This is a genomic window from Staphylococcus sp. HMSC034C12 (assembly GCF_001835895.1).
Lineage (GTDB): Bacteria > Bacillota > Bacilli > Staphylococcales > Staphylococcaceae > Staphylococcus > Staphylococcus hominis.
Window position 1 is genome coordinate 47,471 of record NZ_KV826359.1, and the last position, 18,341, is coordinate 65,811.

At 31.2% G+C, this 18,341-nt stretch carries 16 protein-coding genes and 3 pseudogenes; 18 read left to right on the forward strand and 1 reads right to left on the reverse strand.

Annotated features, from left to right (window positions below; translation table 11 throughout):
• The first annotated feature begins 270 nt into the window (after positions 1-270).
• The 13 genes and pseudogenes from merR (at position 271) to HMPREF2629_RS10600 (ending at position 11,823) form a co-directional block, all read left to right on the forward strand.
• Positions 271-663: an Hg(II)-responsive transcriptional regulator gene (gene merR / locus HMPREF2629_RS10545; RefSeq protein ID WP_001863748.1), complete on the forward strand. Its 393-nt coding sequence runs from the start codon at positions 271-273 to the stop codon at positions 661-663.
• 28 nt (positions 664-691) lie between these two features.
• Positions 692-2,332 carry a mercury(II) reductase gene (gene merA, locus HMPREF2629_RS10550; RefSeq protein ID WP_017175640.1) on the forward strand — a complete coding sequence of 547 codons (1,641 nt, stop codon included), beginning with the start codon at positions 692-694 and terminating at the stop codon, positions 2,330-2,332.
• 159 nt (positions 2,333-2,491) lie between these two features.
• Positions 2,492-3,813, forward strand: a pseudogene (locus tag HMPREF2629_RS10555) (ISL3 family transposase).
• A 23-nt stretch (positions 3,814-3,836) separates the two neighbouring features.
• Positions 3,837-3,986 (forward strand): annotated as a pseudogene (locus tag HMPREF2629_RS11095) (GNAT family N-acetyltransferase); the annotation flags it as partial.
• 471 nt (positions 3,987-4,457) lie between these two features.
• Positions 4,458-5,015, forward strand: coding sequence for a TetR/AcrR family transcriptional regulator (locus tag HMPREF2629_RS10560; RefSeq protein WP_017175641.1), 558 nt, complete (start codon positions 4,458-4,460; stop codon positions 5,013-5,015).
• Positions 5,016-5,141: 126 nt separating this feature from the next.
• Positions 5,142-6,026: a beta-keto acid cleavage family enzyme gene (locus HMPREF2629_RS10565; RefSeq protein WP_017175642.1), complete on the forward strand. Its 885-nt coding sequence runs from the start codon at positions 5,142-5,144 to the stop codon at positions 6,024-6,026.
• On the forward strand, positions 6,026-6,991 hold the full coding sequence (locus HMPREF2629_RS10570) for a 3-hydroxyacyl-CoA dehydrogenase NAD-binding domain-containing protein (RefSeq protein WP_017175643.1): 966 nt from the start codon (positions 6,026-6,028) through the stop codon (positions 6,989-6,991). The genes HMPREF2629_RS10565 and HMPREF2629_RS10570 overlap by 1 nt, the downstream gene beginning before the upstream one ends.
• Before the next feature lie 4 nt (positions 6,992-6,995).
• Positions 6,996-7,469, forward strand: coding sequence for a thioesterase family protein (locus HMPREF2629_RS10575; RefSeq protein WP_017175644.1), 474 nt, complete (start codon positions 6,996-6,998; stop codon positions 7,467-7,469).
• 132 nt (positions 7,470-7,601) lie between these two features.
• On the forward strand, positions 7,602-8,777 hold the full coding sequence (locus HMPREF2629_RS10580; protein ID WP_017175645.1) for a betaine/proline/choline family ABC transporter ATP-binding protein: 1,176 nt from the start codon (positions 7,602-7,604) through the stop codon (positions 8,775-8,777).
• A complete protein-coding gene (locus HMPREF2629_RS10585; protein ID WP_017175646.1) occupies positions 8,774-9,406 on the forward strand; it encodes an ABC transporter permease in 633 nt (210 codons plus the stop codon). The genes HMPREF2629_RS10580 and HMPREF2629_RS10585 overlap by 4 nt, the downstream gene beginning before the upstream one ends.
• Positions 9,407-9,424: 18 nt before the next feature.
• The gene (locus tag HMPREF2629_RS10590) at positions 9,425-10,375 is read left to right on the forward strand and encodes an osmoprotectant ABC transporter substrate-binding protein (protein ID WP_017175647.1); all 951 of its coding nucleotides are present in this window, start codon (positions 9,425-9,427) and stop codon (positions 10,373-10,375) included.
• Entirely contained in the window at positions 10,375-11,034 is a 660-nt protein-coding gene (locus HMPREF2629_RS10595) for an ABC transporter permease (protein WP_017175648.1), read from the forward strand. The genes HMPREF2629_RS10590 and HMPREF2629_RS10595 overlap by 1 nt, the downstream gene beginning before the upstream one ends.
• A gap of 24 nt (positions 11,035-11,058) precedes the next feature.
• On the forward strand, positions 11,059-11,823 hold the full coding sequence (locus HMPREF2629_RS10600; protein ID WP_017175649.1) for an alpha/beta hydrolase: 765 nt from the start codon (positions 11,059-11,061) through the stop codon (positions 11,821-11,823).
• A gap of 564 nt (positions 11,824-12,387) precedes the next feature.
• On the opposite strand, the gene HMPREF2629_RS10605 is transcribed toward HMPREF2629_RS10600, so the two are convergent.
• On the reverse strand, positions 12,388-13,056 hold the full coding sequence (locus HMPREF2629_RS10605; protein ID WP_017175650.1) for a Cthe_2314 family HEPN domain-containing protein: 669 nt from the start codon (positions 13,054-13,056) through the stop codon (positions 12,388-12,390).
• Between the two features lie 93 nt (positions 13,057-13,149).
• Between HMPREF2629_RS10605 and HMPREF2629_RS10610 the strand changes: the two genes are divergently transcribed.
• The 5 genes and pseudogenes from HMPREF2629_RS10610 to HMPREF2629_RS10635 form a co-directional block, all read left to right on the forward strand.
• The gene (locus HMPREF2629_RS10610; RefSeq protein WP_017175651.1) at positions 13,150-14,691 is read left to right on the forward strand and encodes an LA2681 family HEPN domain-containing protein; all 1,542 of its coding nucleotides are present in this window, start codon (positions 13,150-13,152) and stop codon (positions 14,689-14,691) included.
• Between the two features lie 139 nt (positions 14,692-14,830).
• Positions 14,831-16,435 carry an N-6 DNA methylase gene (locus HMPREF2629_RS10615; RefSeq protein WP_017175652.1) on the forward strand — a complete coding sequence of 535 codons (1,605 nt, stop codon included), beginning with the start codon at positions 14,831-14,833 and terminating at the stop codon, positions 16,433-16,435.
• A gap of 2 nt (positions 16,436-16,437) precedes the next feature.
• The gene (locus HMPREF2629_RS10620) at positions 16,438-16,977 is read left to right on the forward strand and encodes a hypothetical protein (protein WP_017175653.1); all 540 of its coding nucleotides are present in this window, start codon (positions 16,438-16,440) and stop codon (positions 16,975-16,977) included.
• A gap of 24 nt (positions 16,978-17,001) precedes the next feature.
• A pseudogene (locus tag HMPREF2629_RS11330) lies at positions 17,002-17,844 on the forward strand (AbiH family protein).
• Positions 17,845-18,025: 181 nt separating this feature from the next.
• Positions 18,026-18,341 (forward strand): GNAT family N-acetyltransferase (locus HMPREF2629_RS10635; protein WP_141756727.1); only part of this gene is annotated, 316 nt, incomplete at its 3' end.

Genomic DNA, 18,341 nt, shown 5'->3' on the forward strand with positions numbered 1-18,341 from the left:
TATGAAGAATATGATATTAATCGAATCGAAATACAAATGTCTATTAAAAATAAGGGGTCTTCGGAATATATAGTGGAATTACTTTCTTAATAGTTTAAAAACAACTGGTGTTTAAATCGGATTTTCTGGCGGGATGTTAGGATAATCAATAGTATTATATAAAAGTATCAATCACATACGAGTGATACTTTGGGAAAAAAATAAAATAGTCCAATTTACTTGACCGTGTACTATGGTACACGGTTTATAATATTCATGGGGTGAAATAAGATGATTTATCGCATTAGTGAGTTTGCAGATAAATGTGGAGTTAATAAAGAAACGATCAGATATTACGAGCGAAAAAATTTATTACAAGAACCTCACCGAACGGAAGCTGGTTATCGGATATATTCGTATGATGACGTTAAGCGTGTTGGGTTTATTAAACGAATACAGGAACTTGGTTTTTCTTTAAGCGAGATTTATAAATTACTTGGTGTTGTAGATAAAGATGAAGTTCGTTGTCAAGATATGTTCGAATTTGTTTCTAAAAAACAAAAGGAAGTGCAAAAACAAATAGAGGATTTAAAACGAATTGAAACTATGTTAGACGACTTAAAACAACGATGTCCAGATGAAAAGCAATTACATTCGTGTCCAATAATAGAAACATTAACATGAGAGATTAATTAACGAAAGGAGCTTTTTTATGAATAAATTTAAGGTAAACATTTCAGGAATGACTTGTACGGGTTGTGAAAAACACGTAGAATCAGCACTTGAAAAGATAGGTGCTAAAAATATTGAGTCTAGTTATCGTCGTGGTGAAGCAGTATTTGAACTGCCCGATGATATTGAGGTTGAAAGTGCAATAAAGGCGATTGATGAAGCAAATTACCAAGCCGGAGAAATTGAAGAAGTATCATCACTAGAAAACGTGGCGTTAATTAATGAAGACAATTATGACCTTCTTATTATTGGTTCTGGTGCTGCTGCCTTTTCTTCGGCAATTAAAGCTATAGAATACGGTGCAAAAGTTGGAATGATTGAGCGTGGAACGGTTGGGGGAACCTGTGTGAATATTGGCTGTGTTCCGTCAAAAACTCTTCTTAGGGCAGGGGAAATCAATCATTTATCAAAAGACAATCCGTTTATAGGTTTACAAACATCCGCTGGAGAAGTGGATTTAGCTAGTTTAATCACGCAAAAGGATAAATTGGTGAGCGAACTTCGGAATCAAAAATATATGGATTTAATTGATGAATACAATTTTGATTTAATTAAAGGTGAAGCAAAATTCGTTGATGCTAGTACGGTTGAGGTCAATGGGGCAAAGTTATCTGCAAAACGCTTTTTAATTGCAACAGGTGCATCGCCTTCGTTGCCCCAAATTTCGGGACTTGAAAAAATGGACTATTTAACTAGTACAACACTTCTTGAGTTAAAGAAAATACCAAAACGATTAACTGTAATTGGTTCAGGATACATTGGAATGGAGCTTGGACAACTATTTCATCATTTAGGTTCAGAAATAACGCTTATGCAAAGAAGTGAGCGACTTTTAAAGGAGTATGATCCTGAGATTTCAGAGTCAGTTGAAAAAGCGTTAATTGAACAGGGTATAAACCTTGTCAAAGGGGCAACTTTTGAGTGTGTTGAACAAAGTGGAGAGATAAAAAGGGTTTACGTAACAGTAAATGGCAGTAGAGAAGTCATTGAATCAGATCAGTTACTTGTTGCCACTGGAAGAAAACCAAATACGGATTCTTTAAATTTAAGTGCAGCAGGTGTTGAAACTGGAAAAAATAATGAAATCCTGATCAATGATTTTGGTCAAACAAGTAATGAAAAGATTTATGCAGCAGGAGATGTGACTTTAGGACCACAATTTGTATATGTAGCAGCCTATGAAGGTGGAATTATTACTGATAATGCTATTGGTGGATTAAACAAAAAAATAGATTTATCGGTAGTTCCTGCTGTTACGTTTACGAATCCGACGGTTGCAACGGTTGGTTTAACAGAAGAACAAGCAAAAGAGAAAGGGTATGATGTGAAGACATCTGTATTACCTTTAGATGCTGTTCCAAGAGCAATTGTAAACCGTGAAACAACCGGTGTATTTAAACTAGTAGCAGATGCAGAAACACTAAAAGTATTAGGGGTTCATATTGTATCTGAGAATGCAGGAGATGTCATCTATGCTGCATCATTAGCTGTTAAATTTGGCTTAACGATAGAAGATTTAACAGAAACCCTAGCACCATATTTAACAATGGCTGAAGGGCTAAAATTAGCTGCACTTACGTTCGATAAAGATATTTCGAAATTATCTTGTTGTGCAGGCTAAGGGAACTTTTTTACAACTCCCTATTCAAGTGAACCAGCTAATGCTTTAAGGGATTTTCTAAGTGCATTTGTGGTCACAAAAATAATTTAACACTGATGATTTCGACATCAAATCTATAATTGATACCTTAACACCGCAGAGTAATAAAGGATGAATAATATGTCAGACTTATTATCCCCACCAGACATTAAAACAATAGAACCGCCACAAGAAAATGAAACCGATATGATGTTTAAAGTTGAAGCAGTTGGACCACCTGAACGTTGTCCTGAATGTGGTTTTGACAAGTTGTACAAACACAGTTCAAGAAATCAACTAATTATGGATTTGCCCATTCGTTTAAAGCGAGTGGGCTTACAATTGAACCGTAGACGATACAAGTGTCGTGAATGCGGATCTACCTTCTGGGAACGCCTAATATCTGTAGATGAAAAGCGTAGTATGACCAAAAGGCTTTTAAAGTCCATTCAAGAGCAATCCATGTCTAAGACCTTTGTAGAAGTCGCAGAAAGCGTTGGTGTTGACGAGAAAACCATTAGGAACGTTTTTAAGGACTATGTGGCACTCAAAGAACGTGAATACCAGTTTGAAACTCCTAAGTGGCTTGGGATAGACGAGATACATATTATCCGTAGACCTCGGCTTGTATTGACTAATATTGAACGCAGGACTATTTATGACATCAAGCCTAACCGTAACAAGGAAACATTCATCCAACGTCTTTCAGAAATCAGTGACAGGACTTACATTGAGTACGTCACAATGGATATGTGGAAGCCTTACAAAGACGCAGTGAACACTATCCTTCCACACGCTAAAGTTGTCGTAGATAAGTTTCATGTAGTTAGAATGGCTAATCAAGCCTTAGATAACGTCAGAAAGTCTTTGAAAGCCCATATGAGCCAAAAAGAAAGACGTACCCTTATGCGTGAAAGGTTTATCCTTCTAAAGCGTAAACACGATCTAAATGAACGTGAATCATTCCTCTTAGATACTTGGTTAGGTAATCTTCCTGCTTTAAAAGAAGCCTATGAACTCAAAGAAGAGTTTTACTGGATATGGGATACTCCTGATCCAGATGAAGGTCATCTTCGTTATAGTCAATGGAGACACCGTTGTATGTCCAGCAACTCTAAAGACGCATATAAAGACCTCGTGAGAGCCGTAGACAACTGGCATGTCGAAATATTCAACTACTTTGATAAAAGGCTCACTAATGCTTATACGGAGTCAATTAACAGCATTATTAGGCAGGTAGAGCGAATGGGTAGAGGTTACTCGTTTGATGCCTTACGAGCCAAAATCCTTTTCAATGAGAAGCTCCATAAAAAGCGTAAGCCACGATTTAATTCAAGTGCTTTCAATAAAGCTATGTTATACGATACTTTCAATTGGTATGAAGTGAATGACCACGACATTACAGACAACTTTGGTGTCGATTTTCCACACTTATTAAGAATTTGGAGAAGGGTGATTTATAAGCCCTTTTCCACCATAAAATCCGAATACCCAAAATAAGAAAAGCCGAGCTATACCAATAAGACTTGGATTCACACAAGAGGGTATATTGAGAAGTGATGAATGTTTACAAGGGGAATTCTCAGATAGTTATGTGTATAGCTTGTTGAGAAAAGAATATGAAAGTCAAATTTAAAGATGAGAAATTATTTAAAATTAATAATAGCTTTTAATTATTTAATTATCTACTTGACAGAAAGCGTTTTAAATGAGCGTTTCTTATATTTTAATACAAAGGTAATCAATAATTAAAATGGAAAAATACACTTATATTAAGTTTTCGCTTCTACTCTTATACAATCAATACAAAAGGTTAAAAATTTAAGTTCAATTTGATTTAAGTTCTGGAACTAAAACTTTCATAAAGGAGGTTTACATTCAATATAAATTAGGTTATATACATAGTTGAGATAGAAAGAAGAAAGCATTTTGAATTCTTTATCTTACTCTTAACTTTATACATTTTTTAAGTGTAATCATTTTGAATATAGTTAAAGAGATTAGAACGTAAAACTTTTTTTAAAATAATTTATATAATATAATAATTTCTATCTATTTAAGAGTAATATGTAAACAATATTGATTTTAATTGAAAGAAGGTGAATTGGTGGCAAGGAAATCTAAGAAACAGTATATTTTAGAATCTGCAGCTAATATAGTAAATAGACAAGGTACTGACTATTTAACATTAGATGCAGTAGCAAAAGAAGCAGGTATAAGCAAGGGTGGTTTGCTTTATCATGTTAAAAATAGAGAAGGTTTAATAAAAGAGCTTGTCAATTATGCTAATGAATTATATCGAGAAAATGTAAATAGCCATATTGATAATACACATTGTAAACAAGGACAATGGTTAAATGCGTTTATTGAAGCAACGAAAGAACATCGTGTTGAAAATGCGCCTATTACTTCTGCAATGCTTGCTGCACAAGGTTCAAATAAAGCGCTACTCTTACCATTAAAATCTTTATATGAAGATTGGCAATCTCAAATTGTTAATGACGGTCTAGATGAAGTAGATGCAACAATCATTAGGTTAGCCGTTGATGGTTTATGGTTATCAGAAGTTTTTGGAATAAGTGCAGTTGACGAAGCAATGCGTGAAAAAGTAATAAATCGGTTAAAAGAAAAAGTAGAAGTAGGTATTAATAAAGAAAAAAAATAAATTTTCAGGTTTTAAGCTGTTAGGTGAGAATGAAACTTTTCAGCTTATTTTTTATGTCATGGTTGAAACTTTACCGACCAGTTGGTATAGTTTATAACGTATTTAAAATATAAAGGAGTGCTTACCTTGAAAAAAGTGGTATTAACTGCAGCAATTACAGGCGCTGGAGATACAATTGACAAAAATGAAAATGTTCCAGTAACACCTCAAGAACTTGCTGATTCAGCAATTAAGTGTGCAAAAGCTGGAGCAACAGTAGCACATATTCATGTTAGAGACCCTAAAACAGGTGGGGTGAGTCATGATCCAGAACTATATAGTGAAACCGTAAGACTCATTAGAGAGGCAGACGAAGATATTATTATTAATGTAACAGCTGGTGGCGGTGGCGACTTTATCCCAAGTCAACAACACCCAGAAACAGGCGGTGAAGGAACCTGGATTCAAACACCAAAAGAGCGTCATAGACCAGTAGGAGACACATTACCAGAAATGTGTACGCTTGATTGTGGCAGCGTTAATATGGGAGATTCGATATATATTAGTCCCGCTTCATGGCTGAGAGAACAAGCACAAATGATTAAAGATGCAGGTGTACAACCTGAGCTTGAATGTTTTGATACAGGTCATGTCAGTTTTGCAAAGCAACTTGTTGATGAAGGTTTAGTCGAACAACCTATGTTCCAGTTTTGTTTAGGTATACCTTGGGGTGCTGAAAATGATGCTCAGACGTTAGACTATCTTATTTCAAGAATCCCTGAAGGTGCGCAATGGTCTGCATTTGGTATTGGTAGAATGCAATTACCAACAGTTAGAGAAGTTGCTAAACGTGGTGGAAATATTCGTGTTGGTCTTGAAGATAACCTGTATATTTCAAAAGGTGTTAAAGCAACAAATGAAGCATTAGTTGAAGAAGCTAAAAAAATAATGAAAGAATATGATTTAATACCATTAACACCTGCAGAAGCAAGAGAAAAATTTAATCTTAAAAATAATAAAGGAGATAAATAATGAAGTTTGCAGTAGTTGGAACAGGCGTGATTGGTAGCGGATGGATAACAAGAATACTCGCCCACGGCCACGAAGTTATTGCTACAGATCCTAGTGATGGTGCCTATGAAAGAATGCTAACACAAGTTAAACAAAACTGGCCTTATGCTAAAGAAATGGGATTATCTGAGGGAGCATCGTTGGATAATTTAAGCTTTACTACTGATTTAAAATCGGCAGTTAAGGATGCAGATCTTATTCAAGAAAACGTTCCTGAAGTAGAATCGATTAAAGATGCTGTTTTAAAAGAAATCGATTTTTATGCGAAACCGTCTGCCATTATCGGTTCAAGTACCTCTGGTATTATGCCAACTGAGTTACAAAAGAATTTAAAACACCCTGAACGTTTAGTAGTAGCACATCCTTTTCACCCAGTATATATTTTACCTCTTGTTGAAATTGTACCAGGTCAAAACACCTCAGAAGAGACAGTTATTAAGGCTGAAGAAGTTTATGAGAGTATTGGTATGGATGTGCTTCATGTGCGAAATGAAATTGAAGGACATATTGCAGATCGTCTAATGGAAGCATTATGGAGAGAATCATTACATATTGTTAATGATGGTATTGCAACAACAGAAGAAGTAGATAAAGCATTTACGCATGCAGCTGGTTTACGTTATGCTCAATATGGACCATTTATGACATTCCATCTTGCAGGTGGAGAAGGTGGCATGAGACATATGCTTAAACAATTTGGTCCTGCATTGAAAAAACCATGGACTAAGTTAGTTGCACCCGAATTGACAGAGGATCTTTATGAAAAAGTGGTACGCGGTAGTGAAGCGACTTCACAAGGATATACAATGTCAGAACTTGATCGAAAACGTAATGAATTCCTTATTAAAGTAAAACAACTCGCAGAAGAATACTGGCCTAAAGATACAGCATCAATGAAAAAATCTAAGCAACATCAGAAGGTGTAAAGCTATGACAGCTCAGTTTGTTTATCATACTGATGTAAAATCATCTTGGGTTGATTACAATGGACACATGAATGATGCTGAATATAATCGTGTGTTTAGTGATGCAACTGATGCTTGGTTAGCATACATTGGACTTGATCAAGAAGGAATTCAATCGTTACACTATACCATTTTTACATTAGAAAATCATATAACATTTTTGAAAGAAATGAAGAAATATGAACCTATTGAAGTAAGAGTGAGTTTATATGATTATGATAGTAAGAGACTTCATATCTTTATGGAAATGTTAAATGATGACATGGTATGTAGCGCAGTATATGAAGTTATGCTAATGGGAATAGATACAGTCACAAACCGACCGGCTCCATTTCCTAAAAGTATTACAGAATCTATAGTAGCGTATTTTAACCAAACTTCTGATGTAAATGTGCCTAAACAATTAGGCCATCAAATCGGAATTAGTAGAAACAAATAAAGTTTGTATTGATAATCGAATGCTTGAAATATTGAGGACTTAATGTGCCTTGTTTTTACTTAGTAAACTTTGTATAACATTCACTTTAAGTTCTCTTTTTTAATAAATGATAGATAGAGAGGAATTGGACATATGTTAAGCATTAGAAACTTATCAAAAGTCTATGCAGGTGGTAAGAAAGCGGTAGATAATATGAATATTGATATTGAATCAGGAGACTTTATCGCTTTTATTGGAACGAGTGGTAGTGGAAAAACAACTGCATTAAGAATGATCAATCGAATGATTGAATCATCAGAGGGCGAAATTACAATTAATGGCAAAAATATTAAAGATATCAATGCAGTAGAATTGAGAAGAAGCATTGGTTATGTAATTCAACAAATTGGTTTAATGCCTCATATGACAATTAAAGAGAATATTGTACTCGTACCTAAATTATTAAAATGGTCGCAAGAAAAAAAAGATAAAAAAGCAAAAGAACTAATTAAACTTGTTGATTTACCTGAAGAGTATTTAGAACGATATCCTTCACAGTTATCTGGTGGGCAACAACAACGTATTGGCGTGATTCGTGCACTAGCAGCTGAACAAGATATTATTTTAATGGATGAGCCGTTTGGTGCTTTGGATCCTATCACAAGAGATACATTACAAGATTTAGTAAAAAAATTACAACAACAATTAGGAAAAACATTTATTTTTGTAACGCATGACATGGACGAAGCCATTAAATTAGCAGATAAAATTTGTATTATGACGAACGGTAAAGTAGTGCAATATGATACACCAGATAATATTTTACGTTATCCCGCTAATGATTTTGTTAAAGACTTCATTGGACAAAATCGCTTGATTCAAGATAGACCAAATATTAGAACTGTAGAAGACGCAATGATTAAGCCGATAACTGTACATGTTGACGAATCATTAAATGATGCAGTTAATATTATGAGAAAATATCGTATAGATACCATTTTTGTCGTTGACAATCAACATCATTTACTTGGTTATTTAGATATTGAAGATATCAACCAAGGATTACGTAGTAAAAAAGAATTAATTGATACGATGCAACGTGATATTTATCGCGTTAAGGTAGATAGTAAATTACAAGATACAGTACGTACCATTCTTAAGCGTAATGTAAGAAATGTTCCTGTTGTTGATACGGACGGACATACTTTAATTGGACTTGTAACACGTTCTAACCTAGTTGATATCGTATATGATACACTTTGGGGTGGAACGACTACTGAAAATCAAGGTATTGTGGATCCTAAAGAAATTGGGGCTGATAACGTATGAATTATTTAGTAGAAAATAGTGGTATGTTACTGAATAAAACGTTAGAGCATCTTTACATTTCTATCATGGCTCTCATACTTGCTATGATTGTTGCCATTCCTTTAGGTATTTTGTTGTCAAAGAAAGAAAAGCTATCAAAGGTGTCGTTAACTATAGCTGGTATTTTACAAACGATTCCTACACTAGCGATTTTAGCTTTAATGATTCCCTTATTTGGTGTAGGTAAAGTAACGGCAATTATTGCGTTATTTATATATGTTTTACTACCTATATTAAATAATACAATTGTGGGTGTTCAAAATATAGATCGTAATATTGTAGAAGCTGGCCGCAGTATGGGAATGACTAATTTTCAATTAATGAAAGATATTGAATTACCTTTAGCATTACCAATGGTTCTAAGTGGGATTCGTTTGTCGTCAGTCTATGTGATTAGTTGGGCAGCACTTGCGAGTTATGTTGGCGCTGGTGGTTTAGGTGACTTAATCTTTAATGGTTTAGCATTATATGAACCAGAAATGATTATCGTAGGTACGATTTTGGTAACGTTGTTAGCATTAATCGTTGATTTAATTTTAGCTCAAATTGAAAAATGGATTATACCAAAAGGACTTAAAATTTCCAGATAAACAATAAAGGAGGACATTATGAAATATTGTAAAAAGTATATTGTTGTTTTAGTGCTATGTCTAACTGTGTTATCTGGATGTAGCTTGCCAGGTTTAAAAAATAGTAGTTCAGATGATGAGGTTAGAATTACATCTCTAGGAACAAGTGAATCTCAAATTATTTCACATATGTTAAGACTACTCATTGAACATGATACAGATGGAAAGATTAAACCAACTTTAATCAATAACTTAGGGTCTAGTGTAATTCAACACAATGCTATTACGAGTGGCCAAGCTAATATGTCAGGTACGCGATATACAGGTACGGATTTAACTGGTGCATTAGGCGAAGATCCAATTAAAGATCCTGATAGAGCAATGAAAGTGACACAAAAAGGATTTGAAGAAAAGTTTAATCAGACTTTCTTTAATTCATATGGTTTTGAAAATACATATGCACTAATGGTAACAAAAGAAACAGCACAAAAATATAATTTAGAAACAGTTTCTGATTTAAAGAAACATGCTAAAGATTTGAGAGTAGGAATGGATAGTTCATGGCAAAATCGTAAGGGTGATGGATATCCTGGATTTAAACAAGAATACGGTATCCATTTTGGTACTGTTAGACCAATGCAAATTGGTTTAGTATACGACGCATTACATTCAGGTAACTTAGATGTCGCTGTAGGCTACTCAACTGATGGTCGTATCGCGGCTTATGATTTAAAAGTACTGAAAGATGACAAGCAGTTCTTTCCACCTTATGATGCTAGTCCTTTAGCAACAGATAAACTATTAAAAGAAAAACCACAATTAAAACCAATTATTGAAAAATTAGAAGGTAAGATTTCAACTGAACAGATGCAAGAATTAAATTATCAAGCAGATGGAAAAGGTAAAGAGCCAGCAACAGTAGCAGAAGATTTCTTGAAAAAACATGATTATTTTGAAAATGATGCAAAACAGAAAGGCGGTCGAAATTAATGAATGGTAATTTATTTGAACAACTTATTTCTTACTATCAAACAAATTCAGGCTACCTTTTTGAATTGTTTATTAATCATTTCCTAATGTCAGTGTATGGTGTATTATTTGCGTCAATTATAGGTATTCCTTTAGGCATCATTATTGCACGATTTGGAAAATTATCAGGCGTTATCATTACTTTAGCGAATATCATACAGACTGTTCCTGTCATTGCGATGTTAGCGATGCTTATGTTAGTAATAGGATTAGGCATCAATACGGTTATTTTTACAGTATTCTTGTATGCTTTACTTCCAATTATAAAAAATACTTATACCGGTATTAAAGAAGTAGATATTAATATTAAAGATGCTGGAAAAGGAATGGGAATGACACGTAATCAAGTCTTACGTATGATTGAGTTACCACTTTCTTTATCAGTAATTATTGGTGGCATACGTATTGCACTCGTAGTTGCAATAGGTGTTGTTGCTGTTGGTTCGTTCATTGGAGCGCCTTCACTTGGTGATGTCGTTATTCGTGGTACGAATGCTACTGATGGTACACTATTTATCTTGGCTGGTGCATTACCAATTGTTGTGATAGTAGTTCTTATAGATATTGTTTTACGTCTAGTAGAGAAAAAATTAGATCCAGCTACACAAACGAATAATTAATAAAGTATTTAAGGAGTAGATAATATGGCTTTAATCCAGATGAATTACTTATCAAAAACACTTGGAATGCATCAATCTTTAAATATTATTTTACCTGAAGATGACAGTTACTTTGATCCATCGAACGAGACAAAAAAACTTAAAACAATGTTGTTATTTCATGGACTATCTAGCGACACTCACTCGTATATAAGATATACAAGTATAGAACGATATGCTAATGAATATCAATTAGCGATTATAATGCCTAATGCAGATCACAGTTTTTATACGAATATGGCTTTCGGACACAGTTATTATGATTACATTTTAGAAGTTTACAATTATGTACACCAGATTTTACCGTTGTCTAGAAAAAGAGAAGATAATTTTATTGCAGGGCATTCAATGGGAGGATATGGAACAATTAAATTTGCACTAACACAAAGTCAATTGTTCTCTAAAGCTGCTCCTTTATCTGCCGCATTCGACGTTTCCATGCTTAAAAATTACAAATGGTATGATTTTTCACCAGAATCTATAGTCGGAACGAATAAAGAAATAGTTGGTAGTAATTTTGATCCTTATTATCTTGTTGATAAAGCTATAGAGAAAAATATTGATTTACCAGAGTTATTAATTATGTGTGGTACAGAAGATGAACTTTATAAAGGTAACTTAGATTTTATTAACTATTTAGATAAAAAAAATGTACAGTATGACTTTATAAAGAGCCCAGGAAAACATGATTATGCATTTTGGGATAAAGCTATTGAGAAAGTAATTAAAATATTTACAAATAATATATAAAATAATAAGACCATTAGTCTAACAATTTTGACTAGTGGTCTTATTATTTTATTCTTATATAGAAAGATTTAATATTGATTATTCATTTACAAGTTAATTTAAAAATCAATATATATTATTTAAGGCAATAGCAACAATTGAGTTTTATTAAAAAGGATATTTTGTTATTAAACAAATAATTCAATAATTTTATAGATTATATGTAACTAATAAAGAAATTGATAAATAAATTATTACAAATATAAATGAGGGGAGAAGATATAAAAATTTTATTATTAAAAAGAAATTATGAAATAATTATTCATATCTTCCCAAAGTTTTGTAATTTTAATGCTTTTTTTCGTGCTTAGTAAGCCATGTAATTTTGAAGTATAGAAAAATGTAATTTTACTTCTTTTATATTTTGTTGATAGCAACTCTATTAGTCATATTTTCTAATCTTCTTTTGTTTCTAATTTTTCTAGACGAGACAAAGGAGTATCAAACATTACTATAGCTTTAATAGCGGTTTTGATTAATCCAAAGCCTTATTAATAGATACTTTTTTATTTATTTATACGAAGCTTAATCATTAGTTAAACCTACTACTTGCTTAATATTCTTAGCTCTTTTTTTTAGTTTTTTTAAATCAGATTCAATATCGTCCACTAAACTATTTAAACTTGTTATCATGGTAGAATAGCCTCGAAACATAGTAATGCCATTTTCTACAGTTGGGTTACTATTGGGTCTGTAAGGCATTATATTATGTGTGTATTCATCTCTATATCTCATAGTACGTATAGGAACATCTTTATTAAGGATATTGCCGATTTGTCTATGTGTGTCGTTATTTGAAGCTATCAAATTTTCTACTAAATTTCGTTTAAAACCTATATCTTTTTTTACTTCATAATGTGAAGTATATTCTTGAGCTAATGAATATAATAAATCATTTAATGTATGTAGAAAATGTAAAGTAATATTATGAAAATAAAAAACCCAATAATAGTTTCTTTCTTCTTCGTTAACAGTTTCAATTAAATTTATTGAATATTTTAAATTTACAAAAGAATTACAGAAATATTCACAGGTATCATGTATAGAATTAATAGTAGAAACTATATTTGAGCCTAACCTATCCAAACCATTAATCAAATCATTAAATTTAGAAAAGTCGAATATATCTAATTCTTTAAGTAGCTGATCGTATTCATATTCAAAATAATTTTCATCAATAAAAAATGGTTTCATTGATTTTAGTTCCCTTCATTTTTGAGTATAATTATTTTAATATATTTTGAACAATAGGTAAAAGCTTACAAAAAACTAAAAGAGGTAAAGTGAATGAAGTGGTATAAAAATGAACAATTATTGAATTACGCGAAGAAAGCTGATGAAGCTTTAGATAAAAAGGATCCCAATTCATTATATGAAATTAGTGAGAAATTGGAAAAATTATCAACCGATTATGTTGAATCTAAGATGATGTATGCTTATTATTTGTACATTAGTTTTACTAGTTTAAATAATTACATTGATATAAAAGTTAATAACAAAGAAACCGTAGAATGGGAAAAACTAATTGAAAAAAGCTTGTTTTTAGCTAGAACTGCGATTAATTCAATGGACGAATATTTAAAAGATACTGAAATTGATGAGATAGAATACATATATTTAAATGGTATATATAATAGTGTAAAAACCAATTATTGTAATCTACTTATTTCTATAGGGAAATATTCATCTGCAATATTTGAGATGAGAAAATTAGCAACTTCTCAGTTTGGTATGGCAATTGGAAATTTAGGGACAGAAATTTTTGATTATGCTTGTTTTGATTATACAGATAATAAAGAGTCTCTTTATAAATACGCTTATCAATTGTTAGATACGGCTTTAACTTATGAGGATAGTATAGTACATCCTAATGCAAAAGCTTTTTATCAAAGTAAAATTGATATTCTCGATGAAATCGATAATTTTAATCCGTATGATACAGAGTACAATGTGGAATCTATATTAAAAAAAGATAGATTAGATGATCATAACTTTACAAATAATATTACTAATGAAGACTACTGGGATTGGGTGGCAGAAAATAGTTTAGCATTGAACACAATAAATGATATAGATTATATGACTAAAAATAATCAAGACACTCTTCATTTGCCAAATATATTAACGTCAATTAATGATCATTCATCATTTTATGGAATTTTTAATCAAATTAAACAAGAGTATTGTTCTGCCAGATATATACTTTATGAAGGGATGTATAATAACAAGAATCATTTTTCAGATGAAAATGTATATTTAGTAAATACAATTGACTATCCTAAATATGGTTTAAATATAGAAAGAGTAAAGGCAGCATATAGAAGTGCTTATGCATTGTTTGATAGAATTGGATATTTTTTAAATAAATATTTCAAATTAGGATTGAAAGATCGTGAAGTTTCTTTTAAAAGAATTTGGCAAAGTGCTAATAATGAAATATATGAGGTGTTTAAAAATAATATTGCCTTAAAAGGCATGTATTGGACGTATAAAGATTTATTCGCTAAAACTAAATCAAAGAATTTGGATTGTATAGATAAAAAGTTAAGACGTACTTATACGATAAGAAATATAATGGAACATAGGTATTTAAAGGTATTAGATAGTAATTTTATAGATCAAGCCACTAGTGATTATGATAACTTATCATATACTATTACATCAGATGAATTAAATGAGTTAGGGATTAATTTAATTAGAATATGTAGAGAATTAATTATATTATTATGCTTTACAGTAAATATAAATGAAAATAATATAAATAAAGATGAAAAAGATAAATTTGTAATTATGGCGCTCCGCGAATTTAGTGACGAATGGAAAATTTAAAATAAAGTAGATTTATAAGCTAGCGATAAAATCAAGTCGCTAGTTTTTTCAGTTTAAAAATTAAAAGGTTAAATTTAACCGTTGACAATTAAAGGGTAGTGCTATATACTTAGGTTAACGTTAACCGAGGGAGGAAATTATGTTGGATTTATTGAAACAAGTAAACACATTAAGGGGTTCAATGACATTAGAAGAATTACAGGAATTAGTAATTAAAAAAATTAGCAAACAAGAAATTGACAATGAGTTTAAGGATAATTCGACTAAAGAAATAATCAAACAATTAGAAAATAAGACAGTTCAAGAATTACAAAGTATTTATTATGACTTGCAAATTATGAATCGTCATTCAGTATCAACTTATACTGAGTCTATCGAATCGCTATCTTTAGAGATTTTCAAAACTTATAGTAATCAAAATTCACTATTAGATTTAGGTTCGGGAACAGGACATATGCTATGGAGAGCGAATAAGGAAGGTCATTTTAAATACTTAAGGGGTGAAGAAATTAATCATAACGTAGCTGAAATTAGCGAACAGCTTCTATCTCAATCAGAAACGAATATAGAAATTAAAAAAATTGATTCTACTTTAAATTTTGGAAGCAATGATAAATTTGAATGTATTTATTCAGATGCATTATTTTTAAATGCAGATAATAAACGTTTAAAACAAATTGAAGATTCCGCTTCTAACAGTTATCTAAAGACAAGAAGTAAATTCTCTGAATGGATATTTACAAATCGTATTTTAAATAATTTAGAGGATAAGGGTGTAGGAACTATTGTAGTAAGAAACGCTGCTACATTTACTGAAATGGCTAAAGATATACGTAAAGAGTTGATAGAGAAGAATTTAATAAAAGCAGTTATTCAACTTCCTTCGAACTTGATTACTAATACGGCTATACCTACAACTTTATTAATTTTGCAAAAAGACAATAGCGATAAGATTACATTTATTGATGCTTCAGAAATTTATACTCAAAAGGGCAGAATGCAGAATACTTTTGAAGATGAAAATATTACAACTATTATGAAAGCGCTAGAAGAAGAAACTGAAATTTCTGTAAAAGTGAATAAACAAGAAGTCAAAGATAATGACTATAATTTATCTCCTATTCGTTATTTAGTTAATATTGAAGATCGTCTTGTAAGTCCTACCGAGTTAACTAACATCGTAGAAACGATTCGTGGAAAAGATGTATCTAAAAAAAGATTAGATGAGGAAGAAAGTAAAGATAAATCAGGTTACTTACTTAATTTATCTGATGTAAAAGATTATAAAATTGATACTCCTAAACAACAAATCAGTCAAGATATACTCGATGAATATGAGAGATATCTATTAAAACCTAAGGATATTGTATTAAGTACAAGAAGTTCGGATTTAAAAATAGCTATTGTTACCGAAAGTTTAGCTAAAGATAATCTAATTATTTCTTCTAATTTTAATATTTTAAGAATTAAAGACGATAAAGTGAGTCCTTACTATTTATTTGCATTTTTAACAAGTGAAATAGGTGTTGAACAGTTAAAACAACTAATGACAGGAACTGTGATTAATGTTATTTCACAAAAATCTTTGCAAGAATATAAGGTGTCTATGCTAGATGAAGAAACTCAAGAAGACATCGCCTTTAAAATGGAAGAAGAATTACTCGAATATTATAGTTATCTGAAAAAAGTCAAAAACTTTAAAGAAAAATTACCACAACTTTTTAATGAAAACGGAGGGGAATAGGATTGGGTAAATTAAGTATCGAAGAACTAAATGATTTTTTAGAAGAATTGTTCGAGAGATTAAAACAAGAAGCAAGGCTATACAATCAACAAAGTGAATTTGATACTTTCTTAGAACGTTATCAATTTGAGAAAAATGATAGTAATCAAGGTCATCTTTATAATGACAATGCTAAAGTTCTCATTTTAGGGGTAAGAAACGGGGGCTTAAAAGCTAAAGATATTAACGGCATATTTAAAAAAGCGAGTTTAAAAGATAGATATGAAATTGTTGAATATGATGATTTAACAAATTTTGATATTTCTACTTTAGAAAATTCAACACAATACACGGATGTATTTATTGGTGCTGTCCCTCACAAAATGAGAGGGATAGGTGACACCGATAATCCAGTCCAAACGATTATGGATGGATCAGAAACGATTTATCCTAAAATACATAAACTAATGACAAGTTCAGGCTTAAAAATAACTAAAACAAATCTAACAGATGCTATAGCTAGTTCAGTAATATTTGATAATACGAGAGTAATTACTAGTTAGAACATAAACTAAGGGGGAACAAAAATGAATTTATACGTAATTGGGAATGGCTTTGACATAGACCATCACATTGCTTCAGCTTATACAAACTTTAAAGAATCTTTAGCTGATTCAGATGATGATAATGCGAAATTATTGCTTGAAATAATTGAAATAGCTCATCAAGAAAATCAAGAAAATTTATGGAAAGATTTAGAAGAAAGTATAGGTAGACTAGATTTAGATTACGTTGTTAAAAAGAGCGATAAGTATATAAATCCAGCTATTACTTTTTCTACAAGTTTTAGCTTTTTTTTTTAAAAGTGGATAGAAAAATTAAAAAATGATAAAATTTCTGAAGCAACTCCTAAAAAAGATTTGAAATATTTATTTAATAAAAATGAAGATATATTTTTAAGTTTGAATTATACCCCTACTTTGGAAATGCTTTACAACATTAATAAGAATAATATTAAATATATTCATGTAGTTAAAGATGGCGTAGGTTATGAATTTGGACATAAAAAAGTAGAAAATATTCATTCAATAGGCCATTCAGCCTTTGGTTTTAATAACTACCTAAAACATCAGTTAATAAAAGATACTTCTAGAATATATAAAGATAATCAAAATTGGTTTGAAGATTTATCCGACAAAAAAATTGAAAATATATATTTTTATGGTTTTAGTTTTGCGGATATCGATTTAATATATATAAAAGGTATTTTTAATAATATTAATAAAAACGAATTAGAAAATATCTATTTATATAATTATAAAACTCAAAAAGAACAAGAATACGAAGAGCAAAAGAGTATATTAAATAGTTTAATAGACGAAGCTGAATTAAATAAAAAAGTAAAAAGATTTCTAATATTAGAGGATTAAAAGAAAGTATCCCTCATTTTGAAGGGATGCTTTTTATTTACAAATTAAAGTAAAAGGAAATATAAATAAATTCAAACTCAAAATTTAATGTAAATTATACTATTACAATATATATATCTATGCTATTATGACTTTAATTTACTGAATAATTAGGAATTTTTACTGAAGGGGGATCGGGATGATGTTTGGGTACGAGGTCAATGAACATGTTAAGTTGAAAATTTTGGAAGAACGTGAAGCGGATCAACTTTTTAAATTAGTAGATAGTAATCGTGAGTCTCTAGGGGAGTTCTTGCCATTTGTAGCGTACACAACTGAGGTTGAACACAGTAAGAAGTTTATTCATTCGGCCTTACAACAATTTGCGCGTGGAGATGGATTCCATTGTGGCATTTGGTATGACCAAAAACTTGTAGGAGTCATTGGCTTACATTATTTAGACTTGGTTAACAAACGCACGTCGATTGGTTATTATTTAGCTGAAGATTTCCAAAAGA

Bases quoted from the DNA above. Each gene is read 5' to 3' on its own strand.
- merR (WP_001863748.1), top strand. From the start codon at position 271: ATGATTTATCGCATTAGTGAGTTTGCAGATAAATGTGGAGTTAATAAA.
- HMPREF2629_RS10575 (WP_017175644.1), top strand. From the start codon at position 6,996: ATGACAGCTCAGTTTGTTTATCATACTGATGTAAAATCATCTTGGGTT.
- HMPREF2629_RS10590 (WP_017175647.1), top strand. From the start codon at position 9,425: ATGAAATATTGTAAAAAGTATATTGTTGTTTTAGTGCTATGTCTAACT.
- HMPREF2629_RS10610 (WP_017175651.1), top strand. From the start codon at position 13,150: ATGAAGTGGTATAAAAATGAACAATTATTGAATTACGCGAAGAAAGCT.
- HMPREF2629_RS10615 (WP_017175652.1), top strand. From the start codon at position 14,831: ATGTTGGATTTATTGAAACAAGTAAACACATTAAGGGGTTCAATGACA.
- HMPREF2629_RS10595 (WP_017175648.1), top strand. From the start codon at position 10,375: ATGAATGGTAATTTATTTGAACAACTTATTTCTTACTATCAAACAAAT.
- HMPREF2629_RS10585 (WP_017175646.1), top strand. From the start codon at position 8,774: ATGAATTATTTAGTAGAAAATAGTGGTATGTTACTGAATAAAACGTTA.
- HMPREF2629_RS10605 (WP_017175650.1), bottom strand. From the start codon at position 13,056: ATGAAACCATTTTTTATTGATGAAAATTATTTTGAATATGAATACGAT.
- merA (WP_017175640.1), top strand. From the start codon at position 692: ATGAATAAATTTAAGGTAAACATTTCAGGAATGACTTGTACGGGTTGT.
- HMPREF2629_RS10570 (WP_017175643.1), top strand. From the start codon at position 6,026: ATGAAGTTTGCAGTAGTTGGAACAGGCGTGATTGGTAGCGGATGGATA.
- HMPREF2629_RS10580 (WP_017175645.1), top strand. From the start codon at position 7,602: ATGTTAAGCATTAGAAACTTATCAAAAGTCTATGCAGGTGGTAAGAAA.
- HMPREF2629_RS10600 (WP_017175649.1), top strand. From the start codon at position 11,059: ATGGCTTTAATCCAGATGAATTACTTATCAAAAACACTTGGAATGCAT.